This is a genomic window from Candidatus Neomarinimicrobiota bacterium, from assembly GCA_022573815.1.
Lineage (GTDB): Bacteria > Fidelibacterota > SORT01 > SORT01 > SORT01 > JACZTG01.
The window spans coordinates 86218-108518 of the sequence record JACZTG010000004.1 but is presented as its reverse complement, the minus strand read 5'-3'; the positions used below and the strand labels follow the sequence as shown (position 1 = coordinate 108518).

Here is a 22301-nt window from a genome sequence, read left to right as displayed (position 1 = left end):
AGTATTGGAGAAACTGTTAAATGAAATAAGCGTTCCGGGAAGAATAGGTTATTCTCTTCCCGGGTTAGATATAGAAGAGAGACATTTGAATGATCTAATTCCGGACAAGTACTTATCAGACACAAAACCTTCTCTTCCTGAAGTTAGCGAACCTGAAGTAGCGCGGCATTTTATAAATATAAGTGTGACAAATCACCACATCGATAAAGGGTTTTATCCACTTGGATCATGCACGATGAAGTATAATCCGAAGATAAATGAAGCGGTGGCAAGGTTATCTGGTTTTGCAAATATTCATCCTCATCAGCCTTTGTCCACTGTTCAGAGCGCGCTTCAAATGCTTTACGAACTCGAACAGATGTTATGTGGTTTTACAGGATTGGACTCGTTTACTCTTCAGCCCGCAGCCGGATCACAAGGCGAACTGACCGGAATAATGATGATGAGAAAATATCATACGGATAATGGAAATCCGAGAACAAAGGTATTAATACCTGATTCTGCGCATGGCACAAATCCGGCAAGCGTTGTAATTAGCGGATATGAATCTATGCCAGTAAAATCGGACGATAGGGGGCTTGTTGATGTAAATGATTTGAAATCCAAGCTTGATGAGAATGTAGCGGGGATGATGATTACTAATCCAAATACGCTTGGTTTGTTTGAAGAACGGATTCTTGAAATTTCAAGGATGATTCACGATGTCGGCGCTCTGCTTTATATTGATGGGGCAAATTTTAATGCGCTAATTTCTCAGATGAAACCTGCTGAAATGGGATTTGATATTATCCATCTTAATTTGCATAAAACTTTCAGTACTCCCCACGGCGGCGGCGGACCTGGTTCAGGTCCGGTGGGAGTAGTTTCAAAACTTGATAAGTACCTACCTATACCAAAGGTGCAAAAGAATACTGAAAGTTATACATTAAGTTATGATTATCCTGATAGCATTGGACGTATTCACGGATTTTATGGGAATTTCGGTGTTTTAGTCCGGGCTTTTACCTATATAAAGTTAATGGGTGTGGATGGATTCAAATCAGCGTCAACTAACGCAATTATCAATGCAAATTACTTAAAGTCACTTGTTAAAGACAAATATGATATTCCGTTTGCTCAGCATTGTATGCACGAATTTGTTGCAAGCGCTGAAGCTCAAAAGAAACGTGGAGTGAAAGCGGGAGATATAGCTAAAAGATTACTCGATTTCGGGGTACATGCGCCAACCGTGTATTTCCCACTGATAGTTAAAGAAGCATTGATGATAGAACCCACTGAATCAGAATCAAAAGCAACGCTTGAAGATTTTGCTTCCATACTCAAACAGATTGATGAAGAGATAGACTCCGATCCCCAAAAAGTTTTAGATGCACCTTTCGATACACCTGTTAGAAAATTGGATGAGGCGACGGCAGTTCGTCATTTACGCTTAACCTGGGATGCTGTAGAATAAAATATGGAATATCTCAAAACAGCATATGGTTATCAGGTTCGCATGGAAACGGGAGAGGAAATTCAAAGGACTCTTTCAGAATTAATGGATAATCTGAATTTACAAGGCGGTGTTGTAATGGGAATTGGAGCATTGTCCTCCTATTCACTCGGCTATTATGACATTCATAAAAAAGAATATATACGCAAAGATTATAATGAAAACGTAGAACTGTTATCTTGCATTGGGAATATGGCACATAAGGGCGAAAAGAAAATTGCTCATCTTCATGCAATAATATCAAATGTTAATATGGAAACTCGAGGTGGACATCTGTTTGAGGGGATTATTTCCGCAACCGGTGAATTTTCACTAATAGATTCAAAAGTAAGGATGAACAGACTCGACAGTGATGCGGCATTACCTCTGCTAAATCTCACCGATAAATAAGTGCATATCTAAAGTAATACATCAACTTCGCTCTTTACCTTTACTGAATATTCATATTATCTTTTTCGATAGATAATCTCATGACTAAACTTTCTGAATACACCTCTGATTCTGTAGCAAAAGCATTTGCCGATATACGAAAATCTCACGATGAAGGGAATTCCGGTCGAGATACATCATTAAAACTAACACAACTTGCAAATTCGGCCGTCATCTCAATATCAAAATCTTTGGGAATAAAAGGAGTGGCTATCTGCGCTATGGGCGGATTCGGAAGATGTCAATTATCACCATACTCTGATATTGATTTACTTACGGTTTATATAGAAGAGTCTAAGACAGAAAAAGAATCGATCGCTAAATTGGTTCGTACTTTATGGGATTTAGGATGGACTGTATCGCACAACTTTGTAAATATGATTGAATTAAAAGATCAAGCGTTGTCGGACTTGCATTTCTTTTCTTCTTTACTGGATCTTAGAATTATTCAATCAGAAACTGAAGTACTGGCAGCTCTAATAAATGTTTTGCAGAGTGAAATATTCCCTTCGCGTTTTAAGACTTTTCCATTTCTTAAACTAAAGGAAATCCATTCTCGCCATAAAAAATTTGGCTTGACGAGTAGAATGTTAGAGCCGAATATAAAGGAGAGCGCAGGCGGTCTCAGGGACGTGCATTCGCTCATATGGCTATATCTTACTTCCGATTTGCTTCACCCTCTTGAGGATGTTTCTCTTTATCCGCGGCATGATGAAATTATAAATAAGTTATCAAAAAAACATGGATGGCATAATGCTCTGACCGAGCGACTTTTAGAGGCAACAGACTTGATGCTGCGAGTGAGGCACGAAATCCACTATTTAAAAAAGAGTAATAACAACTATCTGACGTTTGATATTCGCGACCAAGTCGCAAATAATTTGTCGATAGCAAATGAAGATGTACAAACTTTTTTAAGAAATTATTACAGAGCTTCGCGAAATATTTCAAGAGCGTTAAGGCTTTCGGAGGAATATACAAATGATTCTTCCGCACCCGCATTATCACATAAAGAAAAGCACAAAGAAATATTTTCAAATATATTCTCTGATGGGAACCGACTCTATTTAACAAATTACGATTCTATCTTACTTGAAAATAAAATTGAAAAAATAATGGACTTGTTTCGATATTCTAAGATAAGCGACCTAAGATTATCCTCAGGACTTCTCTATAAAATAGAACATCAGATAATTGGCCAAAAATATTCTTCGGAGGATAAACAGAAATCCGCTGATATATTCTTTTCGCTGTTCAGCGATGTCTCCAATCTTGCCTCAATATTAAGACAGCTTTTTGAGTCAGGGCTGTTACAATTACTTATTCCCGAACTTGATGATATATACTGCTATGCTCCGAAGAGTAAATATCATTACTACACTACGGATGAGCATACAATGAGAGCCTTAGAGGTATTAGAGGAATTGGCTGATTTGCAGGGTTTTGGAGAACTGAATGAGTTGATGAGAAATATTGGGAATATGGAAGAATTGCTATTGGCTGTCCTGTTTCACGATATGGCAAAGCCCTTTGAAAAAACAGAAGCGCAACACGTAGTCGAAGGAGCGAATAAAACTGAATTAATCCTTATAAAGATGAATTTCAAGGGCGATGTTGAATTGGTAAAAACCTTAATTAAGAACCACCTGCTGATGGAGCACGTTGCATTTAGACGTGATTTGATGCTTCATGAGACAATTGAAAAATTTGTTAGTTTAATAAATAAGAAATCAATATTGGATTGTTTGTATCTATTGACGTATGCAGACCTATACGCTGTTAATCCCAACGTGTGGTCAGAATGGAAAAAATCATTGCTCAGTCAGCTCCATAGAAATACAGTGGATTATTATAGCGGATTGCGCCTGACAGATGTGCAAGAATTTGATGAAGCATTAATAAAAGAGCTGAGTGAAGTGTACAAAGTTGATAAGATACGAAAAATTCTTAAAATGCTTCCGGCATCATATCAAAGAGATTTCGACAGCCGCCAAATAATAGAACATTTTAAGATGGCTGATAATGTTGGAAACAAATCAGTATGCTTGGAGAGTAAAAGTTATTACAATTTCAGCGGAGTTACGGTAGTTACAGGTGATAGGCCATTTCTGTTATCCGATATTTGCGGAGTATTTGCTGTAAATGATGTGAGCGTATTTGAAGCAAAAATATATACGAGGGAGGATGGAATCATTATCGATAATTTCCATGTAGTATCCTCTGAACATGGCGGTCCCTTGGAAAGTGAACTAATAGTAAAGCTTGAACAAGAGATGATAAAGGTACTGAATAATCAGATAAGTACAGATGACTTGTTTAAGAATCACATGAAACGTTGGAAATGGAAAAAAACTGAAAAAGTCAGAATTCCAATTCGCATAGAATTTGAAGAAACAAAGAAGTTTTCTATTATCGATATTACCGGTGGTGATAAACCAGGGTTACTTTATTCTTTTACAAGAGCTCTATCAAAAATGGGACTAATAATCTATTCCGCTAAAATCTCCACAAAGGTAGATGGTTTAATAGATTCCTTTTATTTACTTGATGAAAAGGGCAACAAAGTAGGGATAAATGTAAGCGAAGACGAAATCAGAGAAGCTATAATTAGTGAAATAGAGAAAGATGTTTTATGATCAATTTTCCAAAGCCTGATTTAACCTCTCTACTATCTCTTTAACTAAATCAGCATATTCTTTCAGCATTTCAGTTAAATTATTGCTCTGAGTTAAACCAATTACTTCAGAAAGATATTGTATATCAGCCGATTTATCAGGTAATATTCCATTGGATTTATTCAGCGACATATATAAATGTTGATCTACAAAGCGGTAAAATTTATATGCTGTAGAAAGTTCATTACTATCATTTGAATTTATAACTCCGGCAATCTCTAGCTGCTCCAGTAAACCGATTGTCGAATGGTATGATGTAAGAATATGATATTTAGAGCTATAGCGTAATTGATATAACCACACTATATTTTGAATATCATGCATACCTCCTTCATTCCATTTCAAATTGAATTCTCCTGAGATATGTTTTTCTTTTCGGGTTTTTTGTGTTAGATCTTGCAGCGATTTCTTATCGTTTTTAATTAAACCCCGTTGGTGAACGGCGGCCCTAATCAATCCACCGACATTATCATTGGCATTATGACTGTTCCAGATACTACGCGTATTCATGTACGCTAATATTTCCCATGGAGCAGCACGATCGTCCAGGTAATGTAATAGATCAGGTAAAGTAGCTATAAGCATAGCATTCCTACCTTCAGGGCGCATCCGATAATCTATTTTATAAAGCGTGGGAGAGCCATTACTTCCGGAAATCAGGTCACTAAATAGCTGCGCGAATTTAGTACCGGTTTCAATATCTCTTGTGTTTACCTTTTGATTATCCTGTGGAGCTAAAACGAATATCAAATCAACATCGCTTGCAAAGCCGATTTCTTTCCTTCCCAAATTACCTAAGGTGAGAAGGGATAACGGAATATTCAATCCATTAGTGGAGTATATTAGTTCAATTGATTCTTTAAGAATCAGATCTGCTATATTGGTCAAAGCATTTTCAATTGATTCTAATGAGCGATTCCCGAGTAAATACCAAAGATAGACTACTATTTGCTGCTTGATCATAAAGGAATAAGATGAATTAGCGAAATCTGAAAAGTTTTTCTTATTTCTTGTTTCAAATATAAAAGATTTTCGTAGGTTTGATTGATTTAATAAATCACCGGGTTGGAATATAGAATCAAAAATTTCAGGTTTTGAAGCTAACTGATCTACTAATTTTGATGAACTACCGGTTAAAAATATCAAAAGCTTAAGGAAATCGGGTCTTTCTATAAAAAGATCGTATAAAGCGCCCGGTGCAGCATAAGAGTGAACGATTTTTTCAAGGTTATTAAGAGCAATATCCATATTTGCGGATCTGTATAAATTATGATACAATAAATTCCAAACCTTCCTGAACTTCAGTTGAACAGATTCAGGGAAGATATTGGGAGGGTGACCCTTGGAAAGAAATCTAAGATTCCTCAATGAAGACTTTCTGTCGTTAAATCCCATAGTTGCCACTACATCAAGCGCCACTTCATCTGTGTCTTCGGAGTTAAAAATCAAATCGGTATTGATCTCTTCGGATTCTGTTTTGAAGATATCATTGAAGATTGCTCTAACGTTTTTTCGTGTCCTGCTGATTTCCTTTTCTAAGTCTTCCCATTTATTAAGTGACATTCTCTTTGCAAGGCTATGTTTGCTATTAGTATCCGACGGCAATGAATGTGTTTGACGGTTATGAGGATATTGTAACGAATGTTCAAGATTGCGAAAAAACACATATGAATCATATAATAATTGAGATTCGCTTGAAGATAGTTTACCTTTACTTTTCAAAAGTTTTATGGACTCGATAGTTCCATTCCCGCGTAGTGATTTGTCAATTCCACCGTATAAATGCTGCAATGTTTGGCAAATAGATTCTATATCTCTAATTCCGCCCGAAAAAAGTTTAATATTGTTTGATGCATTTGGGATCCTTTCTGATCTGACTTTTATTTTATATATATCTTTAATATAGTTGATTTCGGGAGACCGAGCGTATACCCATGGTTTAATCATCTGCAAAAAGTGTTCACCGGTATCGGCATTCCCGGCGCTGATCCTTGCCTTGATAAGCATTTGTCGTTCCCAAGTTTGTCCGCTCTGCTCATAATATCGAAGATAGCTTGAAATATCCCGGACTATTGGGCCGGCTTCTCCGTGGGGGCGAAGTCTTAAATCGACTCGATACATCTGTAAGTCATCAGTTTTATCTGTTAAATATAGTGAGAGAAGGGATGCTAACTCAGAACAGTAAGAGTAAACTTCTGTCTTATCGAACGAATCAGAATTTGAATAATCATCCTGGTATAGATATAACAAATCTATATCCGAGCTATAATTTAACTCTTGTCCACCTAATTTTCCGACGCTGATAATACAAAACGAATTATTATCAATTTCGTATTTCTTACTTAACGAAAATTCTGCAAGAATCAATGAATTTTGGATTACAAAGTCTGCGAGAAGTGAAAGATTTGCAATAGTCGTTTCAAGGTTAGTCAATTTGATAATGTTACGTACACCTATATGAAAATAGGCCTTTTCCTTATATAAACGTAATTGGTGCAAGGCATCAGTTAAAGTAACAGCTGAGGTAGGCAGAAAATATTCGCTTTTGGGAAGAATCAGAAATTCATCATGAATATTATTTTTTAATATAAAATCAGAAAACATATCCGAACGGCGAATTATCACATCTGCGTAATACTCGCTATAACCAAATAATTTAATTAAGAGACTTATATTTGTGATGGAGTCAATACTTTTACCGATATCCGAGTAACAGCCTGCATCAATAAAACGTAAAAGAATATTTAATGCTTGATCAGGATTGGGATTATCAATAAACATATTCCGCAGATTTTCAAAAGATGCGTTATTTTTTAAATGGCCTGCGAGTGCGGTCAGGTTCTTTACGGCAGATTTTCGGTCTCTGAAGGGTGATAAGAACTCTTCAGATGGTTCCTTTTTATACGACATAGTTAAAGTTACAAATAATTATTATTCTGAAGGAAAAAGAATTTGACATTTTATACAATCTGAATTAATATGAATGAACTAATTATATGATTCAGAAGCCGAAACAACAAAGAATATAAACTGAAAAATTCTATTCTATCAGGCAATATTTATTTGCTGAAAATATGCCTTTTATTAACTTCTCCAATAGCAATTTAATGTGTTTAAAAATCCCCTATTATATTTGTATGGAAAAATCTGAAATTAAATCTAACGATGTTATTAACTAAGGCCCAATAATGACTAAAATTGTTATAAGTACGCAAAATGCGCCCGCCCCTGTTGGGGCATATAATCAGGCTATAGTCACAGGTAATCTGATTTTTGTATCTGGTCAAATCCCTTTGGACCCTGATACCGGTGAATTGATCGACGGAGATTTTAAGGCGCGCTGTAATAGGGTATTAGAGAATCTGAAAGCGATCGTAGAATCTGCCGGATCAAGTATTGATAAAATTGTAAAGACTAATGTTTATCTAACTGATCTATCTAATTTTTCGGAGGTAAACGAAACGTATGCTGAATTTTTCAAATACGATCCTCCTGCTCGAGCGGCGGTAGAAGTATCAAAATTACCGTTAGGCGTTGATATAGAAATTGAATGTATTGCAGAACTATAAAATATTTATATTATGAGTATCAAGTTAATTGTTAACCCGGCTGCGGGAAAGGGTTCGGCGTTAAAGAAAAGTAAAAAGGTAATAGCGGAGCTAAATCGCCGAGATGTTAAATTTGACGTCGAATATACCAACTATCCGCGCCACGGTGTCAGCATCGCAAAAGAGGCATCAAAATCATTCGAAAAAGTGATAGCGCTTGGAGGTGACGGGACAGTGAACGAAGTAGGAGAGGGCGTCGTAGGAACTGAAGCTATTTTAGGTCTGATACCGTTAGGTTCGGGAAATGATTTTGCAAAAATGCTGAATATTTCTTCTAATATACACGAATCAATTGATACAATTATAAATGGCAAAGTTCGTAATATTGACGTTATACGAGTAAACGACCGAATTAGTTTAAATACAGCAGGGGTAGGTTTCAACGGGGTGGTAAGCGATGTGACCGGAAAGGTCAAATTCCTTAGAGGACTACCGTTATATATTTACAGTGTTGTAAAAACCGCCATTCGTTATAAAGCCATTCCCTTAAAAATAACTGTTGATGATAAGGTAGTTGAAGATATTATATTCATGGTGTCAGTATGCAATTCGAAAAGTGAAGGCGGCGGCTTTATTGTAGCGCCTGATGCGGAAATTGACGATGGAATATTGGATGTTACTATCATGCGCGACGCTTCTTTGTTTAAGTTGCTGCTGAACATTAGGAGTGCAATGAATGGTAATCTAAATAAATTGGATGAAGTTGATACTATTCGAGGTGAAAATATAACAATAGAAAGTGATTTTCCTATGCCATTGCATGTGGATGGCGAGGTTGTATCAAACTCCTCCGGTAAAATTTCTGCTTCAATACTTAAAGCAGCGCTTAAAGTCCTATCCAATTGAAATAAATGCGACTATATCATCCCCTCATATTTTTTGTTTTATTCTTCAGTATACCTGAAATCAATAACGCTCAAATCACAACCAGGAATTTCGCAATTTCAGATGATGCTGATCTCAACGATAGCTATACTTCGAAATCGCCAAAAGGCGCTTTGATACGCTCTCTGATTTTACCGGGTTGGGGACAGGTATATAACAGGAAGTTTATTAAAGCACTCGTATTTCTTGGAGGAGAATTTTACTTTATGTCCCGCTATTTGAAATTAGACGATGAATTGAAAACTCTTGAAGATACTTATAATGCCGGCTTGGCGAGCAACACTATCACAGGTATAAGTGCTTTAGATATTGAGGACAAAGAACAGGGAAGAAATGGCTGGGGATGGTTATTTGGTGCCGGATATTTGCTTGCAATGGGTGATGCATTTGTAGATGCCCATTTAGACGGAATATCCATTGATGATGAATTCTCAGTTAAACTAATAAGTAACAACCGTAAGAGTGATCTATCAATGCAATTACAGTTTAATTTCTAAACTATAGGAACAAGAATGAATTCTAACACAGCAGAAAGGGAAAAATGGGGATCTAAAATCGGTTTTATTTTAGCGGCAGCAGGTTCTGCGATTGGATTAGGGAATATATGGAAATTTCCTTATATGACCTATACCAATGATGGCGGAGCATTTGTGCTGATGTATCTTATTTCTATCCTTTTGATTGGATTGCCGATAATGATAGCTGAAATTATTATTGGAAGAAGAACTCAGCTGAGTCCTGTGGGAGCGATGGCTGCATTAGGTGGGAAAAATTGGACTTGGCTTGGTTGGCTTGGCGTTGCAACGGGCTTCATAATTCTTTCTTACTATAGTGTGGTCGCAGGCTGGACCTTGGAATATGTTGTGAAATCTGTTTCCGGTGCGTTTAATAACCAAACAACAGACCAGGTTACTCAACAGTTTGTAGATTTTGTTTCTGACCCATACAGACAGATATTTTGGCATGCGTTATTCATGGGAATTACGGTATTTGTGGTAACAGGTGGAGTAAGTCGCGGAATCGAGCGATCTGCCCGAATACTTATGCCTATATTGTTTATTATAATTTTAATATTGGTAGGTCTTGCGCTGACCACCGAAGGCGCCGGAAGAGCGATTAGGTTTCTTTTTCGCCCTAACTTCTCAGAATTATCAGGCGCAGGATTTTTAGAAGCTTTAGGTCATGCATTTTTCTCTTTAAGCTTAGGAATGGGCGCAATGATTACATACGGCTCATATATGGATAAGAAAAGCTCTATTCCGAAAGCCGCTCTTATTGTAACCGGACTTGACACGATGATAGCTATACTTGCTTGTTTAATGATATTTCCTATCATAATGACTTTTGATCTGGTACCGACGAAAAGCGCCGGAATATTATTTACTACCCTACCAGTTGTCTTTATGAAGTTGCCGGGTGGTAATATATTTTCGATTTTATTTTTCACACTTGTTGCATTCGCTGCGCTCACATCCGCGATTTCACTATTAGAAGTAGTTGCATCGTATCTTATTGACCAGTTAAGATGGACACGGAAAAAGGCAACAATAATCACCGGCTCTGCAATCTTTACATTTGGTATATTTTCCGCCTTGTCAAACGGTGCGGTGGGGTGGCTTTCAAACTTCAATATAATCGGCAGAGAAAATACAGCTGGATTTTTCAACACGTTTGATTATCTCGCATCTAATTTCTTATTGCCGATAGGTGGATTTTTCATAGCAGTGTTTACCGGATGGATATTATCCAAGACTATTAAAAAAGAAGAATTCGGGCTCCAGTCGAGCAGGTTCTTCAGTTATCCGCTATGGGATAAAGCTATTAAATACTTAGCTCCGCTGGCAGTTGGTTCCATAATAATTGCAGTTTTACTTGGCAAAGAATTTCAATAAACAGCATGATTAACATGTACGAGAAAGTAGGCTGCATCCATATGCATTCGGTTTACTCCGACGGTTCCGGTACGTTTGAAGAGATTATCAAAGCAGGTCAATCCGCAAAATTAGACTATTTAATGTTTACGGATCATTTCACTCTACAACCGATTAAAGACGGTTACGAGGGATGGAATAATGATTTATTGACTGTAATCGGATATGAGCATAACGACGTAAATGATGAAAATCATTATATGTTATTTGGCATAGATGAAGTAATGCCGAATGATCTCTCGGCTAAAGAGTATGTGGAACTCGCCTCTCAAAAAGGGGCCCTCGGTATCATAGCGCATCCTGACGAGATTCGCCGTCATCTTGAATCCTACCCTCCTTATCCATGGACTCATTGGGAACTCGATGGATTTGATTCGATTGAAATTTGGAATCAAATGTCTCATTGGATTGAGGGTTTAACTAAATGGAATAAGATCTGGAGATGGCTGCATCCCCGCTCTTCGATGGTAACTCCCACGGACAGAATACTTGAAATGTGGGATTCTCTGAGTCTGAAAAGAAGGATAAGCGGAATTGGAGGAGTTGATGCCCATCAGCATATGCACCGACTTCCGATTGGAATAAAAGTAAAGATATTTCCTTATAAAGTTTTGTTTAATACCATTCGAACTCACTTGCTTTTTTATGAACCGATAAAATCAGGAGACCATGTAGTTGATACAAAGAATCGGTTTATAAATGCCATTAGAAGCGCAAGATGTTTCATCAGCAATTACAAACTTGGTGATGCGCGCGGATTCAGATTTTGGGCAGAGTATAATGGGAAAGATTATAATATGGGTCAGGAAATTGACCTGGTCGAAGGAGAAGTAATCCTGAATGTCGCTATTCCGGAAAAGGCGGCGATTCGATTTGTTCACAACGGTAAAAGGGCAGGTCGAATATTTAGCGAAGAGGCCACCAGAATAGTTGGTGAAGCAGGTGTATACAGAGTAGAAGTCTATCAGGGCGGAAAGGGATGGATTTACTCAAATCATATCAGAATTAGAAAGCTAGGAAATAATGCAGCGTAAAAAAAGTATAAATGAAAAATGCGGAGTATTCGGAATATACGGACACGACGAAGCGTCCACAATCACATACCACGGGCTATTTGCCTTGCAACATCGTGGTCAGGAATCGTCCGGAATCGTTTCAACTGACGGCAAGTTGTCGTATAAACATCTTGGAATGGGTCTTGTCGCGGATATTTTTTCGGAACCAAAAGTATTAGAAGAGCTTAAAGGACATATTGCGATCGGGCATAACAGATATTCCACTACAGGAGCATCCAAGATTGCGAATATCCAGCCATTGGTCTTCAACTTGTTTGATTACCAGATAGCCATATCACATAATGGTAATTTAGTGAACACGGCGTCTCTTCGAAAAAAACTTATGGAAGAAGGGACTATTTTTCAAACAACTACAGATACCGAACTGATTATTCACCTCATGGCAAAGAGCAAATCCAATAAAATTGAAGATAAAATTAGAGACGCTCTAAACATTGTTACGGGAGCATATTCAATGGTCCTTATGACAGAAAAATATCTAATTGCGGTTAGAGATCCGCACGGATTCAGACCGTTATGTGTAGGCAAGCTGGGTGATTGTTATGTATTTGCCTCTGAATCTTGTGCATTTGATCTGATTGAGGCGGAATACATCCGTGATGTGAAACCGGGCGAAATTATCATCATTGACGAAGATGGACTTCATTCATTCGAAGGTGAATGCACTCCAAAATACTGTATTTTTGAATATGTTTATTTCTCTCGCCCGGACAGTCGCGTATTTGGAGAATTTGTTGATAAGACACGGAGACAATTAGGTAGAAATCTTGCTGATGAAGCGGATGTGGAAGATGCGGACATAGTTATATCAGTGCCTGATAGCAGTAACACCACGGCATTAGGTTATGCATCAAGATCCGGCAAAAAGTTTGAAATCGGATTGATAAGAAACCATTATGTCGGAAGAACTTTTATTAATCCAAGACAGGACCAAAGAGACTTTGGAGTAAAAATAAAGTTTAACACTGTTGGAGGCGTGCTGAAAGATAAGAAAGTTATTGTTGTGGATGATTCAATCGTCAGGGGCACGACTTTAAAGAAATTAACGAAATTACTAAAGAATGCAGGCTGTAAAGAAATTCATGTGCGAATCTCCAGCCCTCCAATTAAGCATCCATGCTATTATGGTCTTGATTTCCCATCCACAGAAGAGTTAATTGCGGGAAAAATGAGTGTGGATGAAATAAAAGAATATTTAGGAGTAGATTCTCTTCATTATCTATCCACGGAAAATATGCTCGGCGCCACAAGTAAGGACCCTTCCGAATTTTGCAGCGCCTGTTTTACCGGCGAGTATCCAATAAAAGTAAATGAAAAACAGGATAAAGAGATATTTGAAAATTAGTTTTTCGTACATCCTTTGGATAAAGTAAATATTTCATCAGTGCAGATTGTTAAATCTAAACGTATTCATTATATTGCATCACACAAAGAGCAGTAATAATTATTTACCATGAAATGAGATAACATTGATCAGTGTTGAAGAAAATAAATGCGATTTTTGCGGGACGTGTGTTGCTGTTTGTCCTGTTGATGCTATTGAATTATTTGAAGCAAATATCGTCATTTTGCATGATAGATGCATAGATTGCGATCTGTGCGTTTGGATTTGTCCGATTGAAGTGCTCCATACGGATAAAACAGAAATGATCAGCGCATGAAAGATGAATTTGATGTAATAGTTGTTGGTGGCGGACCTGCCGGAAGCACAGCCGCCCGATTCGCTGCCGAAGGCGGAGCATCAGTTCTTATGCTCGAAAAAGATAGAGATATCGGGATGCCTGTCCGATGCGGTGAGGCTGTTGGCGCTGAAGGGCTTAAAAACTTTATAGAACCTAATCCGAAATGGATTGCCTCCACGATTGATGCATTCCGTCTTGTTGCGCCTTCCGGGAAGTATGTTGATATAGAAAATCTTGCAGAGGCGGGATATGTATTAGACAGAAGGATGTTTGATTATGAATTGGCGCTCTTAGCGGGTAACACGGGAGTCGCTATCCTTACAAAAGCGTACGTATATGATCTCGTGAAAAATGGCGACGAGATCATAGGAGTAAAAGCTACCCACCTTTCGGAAGAAATCGAGTTCAGAGCTAAAATAATCATTGCCGCGGATGGAGTTGAATCCCGGGTTGGCAGATGGGCTGGATTGAAAACAACTATAAAAATCAAAGATATTGAAGCAGCTGTTCAAATGTCGGTTTCCAATATTAGTTGCGTAAGTAACCGCCTGGACTTTTATTTAGGAGCGAATAAAGCTCCCGGCGGTTATCTTTGGGTTTTTCCAAAAGGTGATAAATTCGCTAATATCGGAATTGGGGTGGGGGGTATTCATAATAAGAAAAAATCTGCGAGAAAATATTTGGAAGAATTTATGGAAAGTTATTATCCTGATGCCGCTATTTTAACTACCGTGGTTGGAGGCGTTCCTTGCGCCCACACGCTCCCAAATATTGCCACAGACAACCTTATGATTTGCGGAGATGCAGCTCACATGGTAAATCCTGTAACTGGAGGCGGCATAATATCGGGAATGCAGGGAGGGAAATTAGCGGGTATAATAGCAGCGGAAGCGGTGATTGCCGGGAATTACTCCTACAGTTTTTTGAAGAAGTACGAAAAGGACTGGCATAAACTTTTAGGGAAAAATTATGAAAGGATGTATAAGATAAAATCAGCAGTGGTCAAATTAACAGATGATGACCTGAATAGAACCGCTGATATTATCGGCGGGCTTTCACCGTCCGAGAGGAGTCTTAAAAAGGTCTTTACAACTGCATTATTAAGGCATCCAAAGCTATTAATAAGTGTTGCCAGAGCATTTGCGGGAATTTAAAATTCAAATTAGAATATTTCTTTCAATATGTTATTTTTCAGCTATCCATTCTAATCTTAATATGAAATAGATATGGTGTTTCTGTATGCCAGATAAAGAAACACTCAATAAATTAAACCTGTCTGAGTTCATCGCTCTTGATTTGGAGACAACAGGTCTTAGCTCTTCTACGGAATTTATCATAGAGATAGGAGCTATGAAATTTATAGACGGTAAACCTGTTGAAAGTTATGAATCATTAGTTAAGCCTCCCATTAGCATACCAAAATTTATTACAGGTCTGACCGGTATATCTAACGACGACGTAAGCGATTCACCTGATATTGATAAAGTATTACCTGAGTTTATGGATTACTGTGGCGACTATCCCTTAGTCGCTCATAATTCTCCTTTTGATATGGGTTTTCTTCGGGCTTGGGCTGCTAAAATAGATGCCTCTTCATCGGAGTCGTCAAAAACCCCGGATTCATATTTCACCAACGATGTATATGATACTGCGCTGCTTTCAAGAATCTTTTTCTGGTGGATTACAAATCATAAATTGGTGACTCTTGCAGATTACTTTGACTTTGACCCGGCGAACGCACATCGCGCTTATGCTGATGCAGAACGTGCGGGTCAGGTATTTTTAAAGGTTATTGACCGATTGTTGGAATCTAAATACCAAACAATCAGCACTCTTTCGAATCTTTTTGAAGGAACTAAGAACTCATCAAAGAAATTATTCAGTCGTTTTTCAGAATTGATACAATCAGGTGAAATAGCTGAAGGGGAAGAATTGCTGCCACCAAATGTCAAAATCCCCCAAAATAACGTCATTGGCAGATCAGCATCCGTTCAGATAGAAGCAGCGCCTCTTCTGAATTTAATTGATCCGAAGGAAGTTAAAGCAAAATTTGAGACAGGGGGAGAATTATCCTTTAGATTAGAAGGATATGAGGAAAGACCTCAACAAGAAAATATGGCGTTCGCAGTGGCGGAAGCTCTAAATAAGGGAGAAATGTTAGCGGTAGAGGCCGGAACGGGTGTGGGAAAAACACTCGCGTATTTGGTTCCCAGTATATTATGGTCTTATAATAATCGGTCGGCAGCTCAAAGAGTTGTAATTTCCACAAGAACGAAAAATTTGCAGGATCAGCTGTTTTACAAAGATCTGCCATTCTTACACCAATCGCTGGAACTGCCGTTTAAAGCGGTCCTGTTAAAAGGAAGAAATAATTATATCTGTCTTACCAGGTATCATCAATCTTTGATTGAACCGAATAAATGGCTTACGGCAGAGGAAAGAATACAGCTAGCTCCGATTGTTCCTTGGATTATGCATACAAATACCGGCGATATAGAAGAAAATTATGGTTTTAACCGAAACCGCGCATATACACTCTGGGGGAAATTATCCGCTGAATCGGGAAAATGCAGTCGGATTCGATGTAAGCAGTATAATGGCTGTTATTTGGGTAAAGTGCGGGAAGCCGCCGGCAGTGCAGATTTGATAGTGGTAAATCATTCACTCTTACTGGCTGATGCGGCATCAAATAATCAAGTTTTGAACGACTATCAGAACCTCGTAATAGATGAAGCACATAATCTTGAAAAAGATGCCTGGCAATTTCTTGGCGAAGAACTTTCAATATGGAAAATCAGGAAAACTCTTTCTACACTTCACGAAAAGGATTCGCTTAACGGGGGCGCTCTTGAAAAATTTGCCTCTGTATTGCATCTCATAAAAAACAGTTCAGAGTCGGAGACTATATCAAGATTGTTGGAAACAGCGATTGGGAGAGCATCGGAAAGTGGGGTCTTAGCCACAGAATTATTTTCTGATCTAAATAACAGCTCCGAATGGGTACCTAAAGAGAGAAGTAATTATACCTCCAAAATTCGTTATAAAGACGGAGACGATTTTTTTAAGGATGTATCCGGAAGAACTGATAAATTTTTTCAATCTCTCTATTCACTTAAAAAAATTATGAGAGAGTTGTTAGAAATCGTTCGGGATATTCCATTCGGCGGTATGGTTAAAGCAGAAGAAGCGTTAGTTGATCTTTTAAATGGAGCAGAAGGCATAAACGATCTTATTTTAACAGCTGAGAATTTGTTCTCCGCTCCGGAAGAGGATAAGGTTTATTGGGTAGAACTACCCAAAAAATCCGATAGCCTCGATGTAAGGCTGTTTTCAGTTCCGATAAATATGGCAGAGACACTTAATGAATATCTTTATGCGAATTTAAGATGTGGTATTTTTACATCCGCAACATTGACGACCACTGGCACTTTTGATTACTTTCTCGAAAGGAGCGGCGTAGGGTTAAATGATTACGATAGGCTGGTAACCCTCGAAGTCGGCTCTCCGTTTGATTATGAAAATCAATCCAGGATAGGAATTGCCTCATTTCTACCTCTCCCGAATGACAACGATTTTAATGAAAAGGCTGTCAATTTGATTTCTGAGGTAAACAGAAAGTTCCGAATGGGAACTTTGATGCTATTTACGTCCTACAGTATGATGAACAAGTTTTATGATGATTTAGAACCAATATATAAAGATATGGGACTTTTGCTGCTTGGACAGGGAAAGGACGGTTCAAGATATGCTTTGCAGGAAAAGTTAAAAAACGACGGAAATGGGACGTTGCTTGGCACTGATTCATTTTGGGAGGGGATCGATGTTCAGGGCAGCGCCCTCGAATTTTTAGTTATAACCAAGCTTCCGTTTGTAGTACCAACAGAACCTATTGTGTTAGCCATTGAAGACAAACTGAAATCTGAAGGAAAAAACGCTTTTGTAAGTTATTCGCTGCCGGAATCAATTATAAAATTCAGGCAGGGTGTCGGTAGGCTTATTAGATCCAAGACGGACAAAGGAATAGTCTTGATCCTGGATAACCGTGTGGCTAAAAAACAATATGGTAATTTATTCGTAAAATCCCTTCCGACAAATGTCTCGGTCCTTAATTCAGTTGACGAGGTCATATCGTGGATGGAAGAATTTAAATAACAGTACTCCGGCAACCTTATGGTAGATTTTATAAAACTTATCGGCACAATTGTATGGGGTCCTCATATGTTGATATTTCTTCTGGGGATAGGAATATATTTTACAATAAGATTGAAATTTATTCAGCTGTTTGGATTCACAGACGCATTAAAGTTTCTCCTTAGCAAATATAGGTTAAGTAGTACCAGCGAAAAGGAGAAAGGGGATTTGACCTCCTATGAAGCTTTAATGACTTCATTGGGAGGAGTAGTAGGAAACGGAAATATTGCCGGTGTCGCTACAGCGATTGCAATTGGAGGACCCGGAGCAATATTCTGGATGTGGATATCCGCTCTGCTCGGAATGGCAAATTCTTTTGCCGAATCGTCCCTTGGAGTTTATTACAGGCGCGTTAGAAAAGATGGTAGTATTTTGGCCGGCCCAATGTATTACATTAAATATGGATTAGGGTGGAAATGGCTTGCTTTTATTTTTGCATTTTTTATGGGTCTCAGGACTCTTATTACCACTTCTACGATTCAAATAAACTCAATGACGTTGGTCATCAATAAATTGCTTGGCATTCCAATGCTGCTCAGCGGAATTGTTATCGCAATACTTATCTGGTTAGTTATAATAAAAGGAATCAAGGGTATCGCCGCAGTTGCGATAAAATTGACACCGTTTATGGTTATAGCATATTTAGGAGTGGGAATTTTCATAATCCTGCTCAACATAGCGGAAATTCCATCATTGTTATCTCTTATAGTCCATTCTGCATTTACTCCGCAAAGTGCGACGGGTGGTTTTGCTGGCGCTTCTGTAATGATGGCGATGCGATACGGTGTGGCGAGAGGAACGTTTTCAAGCGAAGCCGGAGCAGGCGTCGCTCCTGTAATACACGGGGTGGCAAAGGTGAGCTCACCTCGCTCGCAAGGTAGAGTGAGTATGATAGGCGTGTTTATTGATACTATAGTCATTAATACCATTACAGCTCTTGTGATTCTGTCAGCTGCGTTATGGACTACCGGTAATACAAGCACAGTGCTTGTTGCGAGTTCATTTGAAATTGGAATTGGAACAATTGGCGGTTGGGTTGTAGGAGCTGCTTCAGTTCTATTCGGATTTTCAACTCTGATCGCATGGCCCTATTATGGTGAACAAGGCTTCGCATATTTATTCGGTGATAAAATCAGAATACCATTCAGGTGGTTATTTTGCTTTGCCCTGCTTGCGGGCACGGTGAACGAAGTTGAAGCTATCTGGATATTAGCAGATGTAATGAACGGTATGATGGTAGTACCAAATTTAATTGCATTAGTTGCGCTTGGCGGGGTTGTAGTGAGATTAGCTACCGGTAATGATAAGCGTGAAGAGAAAGATTTCGTTTACGAAGACGAAGATGGAAAATAGAATTATCAATCTAATTTTGTATTCGGTATATTCTTAGTTGCACTCTAACTAACAACTTAGATAGACTAATTGAAATTTAAATTAACAATATGACAGATAAAATAGAATACGAAGCGCTGACATTCGACGACGTATTATTAATTCCCGCTCACTCAAAGGTTTTACCGAGAGATGTTAATCTGAATACTCAATTAACAAAAAAACTTGCACTCTCGGCGCCACTTGTATCCGCAGCAATGGATACTGTAACCGGTTCGAAAATGGCAATTGAGATGGCAATAATAGGCGGCATTGGTATTTTACACAGAAATCAAGCAATAAAAGAACAGTCTGAAGCGGTGGACAGAGTCAAAAGAGCGGAGAGCACAATTATTCAAGACCCTGTAACTATTTCATTAAATAGTAATGTGGGTGACGCACTAAAACTTTTAAAATTGAGATCTATTTCAGGATTTCCTGTGGTTGAGGACGGATTTATTCGGGGTATTGTTACGCATCGGGACATATGGAATGTAACCGATTTCTCTACTCCTATTTCAGAAGTTATGACTTCCGGAGACAAATTAATCACCGCGCCATATGACACATCATTCGAAGACGCTTTAAAAATCTTAGCTGATAACAGAATAGAAAAATTACCTTTAGTTAATGACGCTGAGAAGCTTACAGGACTATTAACCGTCAAGGATATTGAGAAATCACGCAAATTCCCGGACGCTTCAAAGGATTCGAAGGGTAGATTGAGAGTAGGTGCAGCAATCGGGGTTGCAAAAGATTCATTAGATAGAGCAGAGCAATTAATTAATTCTCAAGTTGATGTGTTGGTTATTGATTCTGCCCACGGACACTCCGAAGGGGTGTTAAAACTCGTGGAGAAAATAAAATCACTTTATCCCGAACAAGAAATTATTGCGGGTAATGTTGTAACGGAAGAAGGAACAGCGGCTCTTATTAAGAGTGGTGCTGATGCGGTGAAGGTTGGTATAGGACCCGGAGCTTCTTGCACGACGCGTGTGGTTACGGGTGTTGGAATGCCTCAGCTTACGGCTGTTATGAATTGTTATAAAGCGGCAAAAGATCATAATATCCCCATAATTGCGGATGGCGGAATCAGATATTCCGGAGATATAGCAAAAGCGCTTGCTTCAGGAGCATCATCTGTGATGATGGGCAGCGTTCTCGCAGGAATGGAAGAAAGTCCCGGAGAAATGATACTTCTTGACGGTAGGTGGTTTAAGACTTATAGAGGAATGGGGTCAATAGGAGCGATGCAAAAGGGAGGGAGCGACAGGTATTTTCAGGAAGACGAAGAGTCATCTAAGCTAGTACCGGAGGGAATTGAAGGAAGAGTTCCTTACCGCGGGCATGTGAGAGATTCTGTGCATCAATTTTTAGGAGGAGTGCGTGCCGCTATGGGCTACTGTGGCGCTCCGGATATTGAATCTTTTAGGAATAACGCAAAATTTTCAAGGGTTACCTCATCGGGTATTAGGGAAAGTCATCCTCACGACCTTATAATATCAAGAGAAGCGCCTAACTATCAGTCAAGCGGACAGGTATAACTTACTTAGAAGTTGAGAGAACTGAATCTCTGTTTGAAAAGGGTAGAGCTGTTATTTATCCGAGCGAATTGACATAAGTAGCGAGTCTTGATTTGTAAGAACTTGCTCTATTAGCATGAATTATTTTCTTAGCTGCTATCTTATCTATAATTTTCATGGTTTTTCTAAATAGAACTTCCGCTTGTTCTTTATCAGTAGTGCTCAGGACGTTTTTAATATGAGTTTTCATCATAGATTTATGACTATTATTTCTAAGGCGACGCTTTGCATCGGTCTTGATTCTTTTTATTGTCGATTTATGGTTTGCCATTGGTTTTTTTATATCTCCTCTTTCAAGCGACGTAATATATATTTCTTATCATAGGATGTCAAACCTTTTTTAATATTATGGGAAAAGGTAATACTGAATCTCTGTTTGCTGCGTCAGAACCATTCTTCCAGGTTTATACAGTCACATATTCCTTACAAAATACTTGCAATTAACAGTTAAACCCAAATAACTTAAAGCTTATGAAAAATACATCCTTTAGAGTTGATATCAATATTTTTGCGGAGCCTGTTAAATGAGTTATCAACTTCTTAGTAATCTGCCTTTATTTGGTGAATTAGAAGAGAATGAGATGAAAGCAATATGGGGGCATGTTCACACTCGCTCCTATAAAAAGGGTAATATCATACTTTTTGAGGAAGATCCCGGTGATTCACTGTTTATAATTAATGAAGGTAAGGTAAAAATCACGAGATTAAGTGAAGAAGGCAAAGAAGTAATATTATCAATATTGGCAGAAGGTGAATTTTTCGGGGAGATGTCACTTTTGGATGGAGAGGCTCGTTCCGCAAATGTAATTGCTCTCTCGGATTCAGAAGTGTTTATACTAAAAAGAGAAGATTTTCTAACGATATTGAAAGATAACCCGCAAATTGCTATTTCTTTGTTGGAGGAACTGGCTCGTAGAATCAGAAAGTCCGATCAACAAATTGAATTTCTTTCATTGTCAGATGCTGAAAATCGAGTCGCTCTGACATTACTCCGAATTGCAGAAGAGTCCGGTACGTTCAAAATGGGGCAAGTGACTATAGAAGAGCTTCCGATGCAGCAGGATATGGCAAATATGTCCGGTACTTCAAGAGAAACAATATCAAGGATGCTGAGTGATTTCAAAGACAGGAAATATATCGACAGACAAGGGAAAAAATTAATTATCCTTGATTATGACAAGTTTCGCTTAGAGTTTACCAAGAGAATTTAATTACATTCATTTTGCAGTAATGATCGCTCTCAATTGATTGCTTCTTACCTAAATACTATAATCGTACCGCATAGTTTGTCATAAAAACCGACATGCATCTATACATCAGATTACTATCTTACCTAAAGCCATATATTCGTAATTTAGGCGTCTCAGTAGCTGCTCTG

Annotated in this window: 17 protein-coding genes; 15 read left to right on the top strand and 2 right to left on the bottom strand. The window is 38.4% G+C overall.

What is annotated here, in order from left to right; genetic code table 11:
• The first annotated feature begins 4 nt into the window (after positions 1-4).
• The 3 genes from gcvPB to IIB39_02890 all read left to right on the top strand — a co-directional run bounded on the left by gcvPB (position 5) and on the right by IIB39_02890 (position 4557).
• Positions 5-1453, top strand: a complete 1449-nt coding sequence (gcvPB, locus tag IIB39_02900; GenBank protein ID MCH8927647.1) for an aminomethyl-transferring glycine dehydrogenase subunit GcvPB — start codon at positions 5-7, stop codon at positions 1451-1453.
• A gap of 3 nt (positions 1454-1456) precedes the next feature.
• Positions 1457-1882, top strand: coding sequence for a DNA-binding protein (locus tag IIB39_02895; protein ID MCH8927646.1), 426 nt, complete (start codon positions 1457-1459; stop codon positions 1880-1882).
• Positions 1883-1962: 80 nt separating this feature from the next.
• Positions 1963-4557: an HD domain-containing protein gene (locus IIB39_02890; protein MCH8927645.1), complete on the top strand. Its 2595-nt coding sequence runs from the start codon at positions 1963-1965 to the stop codon at positions 4555-4557.
• Here the strand turns inward: IIB39_02890 and IIB39_02885 are convergent, their stop codons facing one another.
• On the bottom strand, positions 4558-7506 hold the full coding sequence (locus IIB39_02885; protein MCH8927644.1) for a hypothetical protein: 2949 nt from the start codon (positions 7504-7506) through the stop codon (positions 4558-4560).
• Positions 7507-7784: 278 nt separating this feature from the next.
• On the opposite strand from IIB39_02885, the gene IIB39_02880 reads away from it, so the two are divergent.
• The 11 genes from IIB39_02880 to guaB all read left to right on the top strand — a co-directional run bounded on the left by IIB39_02880 (position 7785) and on the right by guaB (position 20884).
• Entirely contained in the window at positions 7785-8165 is a 381-nt protein-coding gene (locus tag IIB39_02880; protein ID MCH8927643.1) for a RidA family protein, read from the top strand.
• A gap of 12 nt (positions 8166-8177) precedes the next feature.
• Complete coding sequence (locus IIB39_02875; GenBank protein MCH8927642.1) at positions 8178-9050, top strand: diacylglycerol kinase family lipid kinase; 873 nt, start codon at positions 8178-8180, stop codon at positions 9048-9050.
• A gap of 5 nt (positions 9051-9055) precedes the next feature.
• Positions 9056-9586, top strand: coding sequence for a hypothetical protein (locus tag IIB39_02870; GenBank protein MCH8927641.1), 531 nt, complete (start codon positions 9056-9058; stop codon positions 9584-9586).
• Between the two features lie 15 nt (positions 9587-9601).
• Positions 9602-10981: a sodium-dependent transporter gene (locus IIB39_02865; protein MCH8927640.1), complete on the top strand. Its 1380-nt coding sequence runs from the start codon at positions 9602-9604 to the stop codon at positions 10979-10981.
• A gap of 14 nt (positions 10982-10995) precedes the next feature.
• Positions 10996-12054 carry a PHP domain-containing protein gene (locus IIB39_02860; GenBank protein ID MCH8927639.1) on the top strand — a complete coding sequence of 353 codons (1059 nt, stop codon included), beginning with the start codon at positions 10996-10998 and terminating at the stop codon, positions 12052-12054.
• Entirely contained in the window at positions 12044-13441 is a 1398-nt protein-coding gene (locus IIB39_02855; GenBank protein MCH8927638.1) for an amidophosphoribosyltransferase, read from the top strand. The genes IIB39_02860 and IIB39_02855 overlap by 11 nt, the downstream gene beginning before the upstream one ends.
• Positions 13442-13565: 124 nt before the next feature.
• Positions 13566-13757, top strand: a complete 192-nt coding sequence (locus tag IIB39_02850; GenBank protein MCH8927637.1) for a 4Fe-4S binding protein — start codon at positions 13566-13568, stop codon at positions 13755-13757.
• On the top strand, positions 13754-14932 hold the full coding sequence (locus IIB39_02845; GenBank protein MCH8927636.1) for an NAD(P)/FAD-dependent oxidoreductase: 1179 nt from the start codon (positions 13754-13756) through the stop codon (positions 14930-14932). Before IIB39_02850 ends, IIB39_02845 begins: the two co-directional genes overlap by 4 nt.
• Positions 14933-15017: 85 nt before the next feature.
• A complete protein-coding gene (locus IIB39_02840) occupies positions 15018-17930 on the top strand; it encodes a DEAD/DEAH box helicase (GenBank protein MCH8927635.1) in 2913 nt (970 codons plus the stop codon).
• Positions 17931-17948: 18 nt separating this feature from the next.
• The gene (locus IIB39_02835) at positions 17949-19322 is read left to right on the top strand and encodes a sodium:alanine symporter family protein (protein MCH8927634.1); all 1374 of its coding nucleotides are present in this window, start codon (positions 17949-17951) and stop codon (positions 19320-19322) included.
• 89 nt (positions 19323-19411) lie between these two features.
• Positions 19412-20884, top strand: a complete 1473-nt coding sequence (gene guaB, locus IIB39_02830) for an IMP dehydrogenase (protein MCH8927633.1) — start codon at positions 19412-19414, stop codon at positions 20882-20884.
• 55 nt (positions 20885-20939) lie between these two features.
• On the opposite strand, the gene rpsT is transcribed toward guaB, so the two are convergent.
• A complete protein-coding gene (gene rpsT / locus IIB39_02825; protein MCH8927632.1) occupies positions 20940-21194 on the bottom strand; it encodes a 30S ribosomal protein S20 in 255 nt (84 codons plus the stop codon).
• Positions 21195-21447: 253 nt separating this feature from the next.
• On the opposite strand from rpsT, the gene IIB39_02820 reads away from it, so the two are divergent.
• Positions 21448-22134 carry a Crp/Fnr family transcriptional regulator gene (locus IIB39_02820; protein ID MCH8927631.1) on the top strand — a complete coding sequence of 229 codons (687 nt, stop codon included), beginning with the start codon at positions 21448-21450 and terminating at the stop codon, positions 22132-22134.
• Positions 22135-22301: the final 167 nt, after the last annotated feature.

Bases quoted from the DNA above. Each gene is read 5' to 3' on its own strand.
- IIB39_02895 (MCH8927646.1), top strand. From the start codon at position 1,457: ATGGAATATCTCAAAACAGCATATGGTTATCAGGTTCGCATGGAAACG.
- IIB39_02890 (MCH8927645.1), top strand. From the start codon at position 1,963: ATGACTAAACTTTCTGAATACACCTCTGATTCTGTAGCAAAAGCATTT.
- IIB39_02885 (MCH8927644.1), bottom strand. From the start codon at position 7,506: ATGTCGTATAAAAAGGAACCATCTGAAGAGTTCTTATCACCCTTCAGA.
- IIB39_02880 (MCH8927643.1), top strand. From the start codon at position 7,785: ATGACTAAAATTGTTATAAGTACGCAAAATGCGCCCGCCCCTGTTGGG.
- IIB39_02875 (MCH8927642.1), top strand. From the start codon at position 8,178: ATGAGTATCAAGTTAATTGTTAACCCGGCTGCGGGAAAGGGTTCGGCG.
- IIB39_02870 (MCH8927641.1), top strand. From the start codon at position 9,056: ATGCGACTATATCATCCCCTCATATTTTTTGTTTTATTCTTCAGTATA.
- IIB39_02865 (MCH8927640.1), top strand. From the start codon at position 9,602: ATGAATTCTAACACAGCAGAAAGGGAAAAATGGGGATCTAAAATCGGT.
- IIB39_02860 (MCH8927639.1), top strand. From the start codon at position 10,996: ATGTACGAGAAAGTAGGCTGCATCCATATGCATTCGGTTTACTCCGAC.
- IIB39_02855 (MCH8927638.1), top strand. From the start codon at position 12,044: ATGCAGCGTAAAAAAAGTATAAATGAAAAATGCGGAGTATTCGGAATA.
- IIB39_02845 (MCH8927636.1), top strand. From the start codon at position 13,754: ATGAAAGATGAATTTGATGTAATAGTTGTTGGTGGCGGACCTGCCGGA.
- IIB39_02840 (MCH8927635.1), top strand. From the start codon at position 15,018: ATGCCAGATAAAGAAACACTCAATAAATTAAACCTGTCTGAGTTCATC.
- IIB39_02835 (MCH8927634.1), top strand. From the start codon at position 17,949: ATGGTAGATTTTATAAAACTTATCGGCACAATTGTATGGGGTCCTCAT.
- guaB (MCH8927633.1), top strand. From the start codon at position 19,412: ATGACAGATAAAATAGAATACGAAGCGCTGACATTCGACGACGTATTA.
- rpsT (MCH8927632.1), bottom strand. From the start codon at position 21,194: ATGGCAAACCATAAATCGACAATAAAAAGAATCAAGACCGATGCAAAG.
- IIB39_02820 (MCH8927631.1), top strand. From the start codon at position 21,448: ATGAGTTATCAACTTCTTAGTAATCTGCCTTTATTTGGTGAATTAGAA.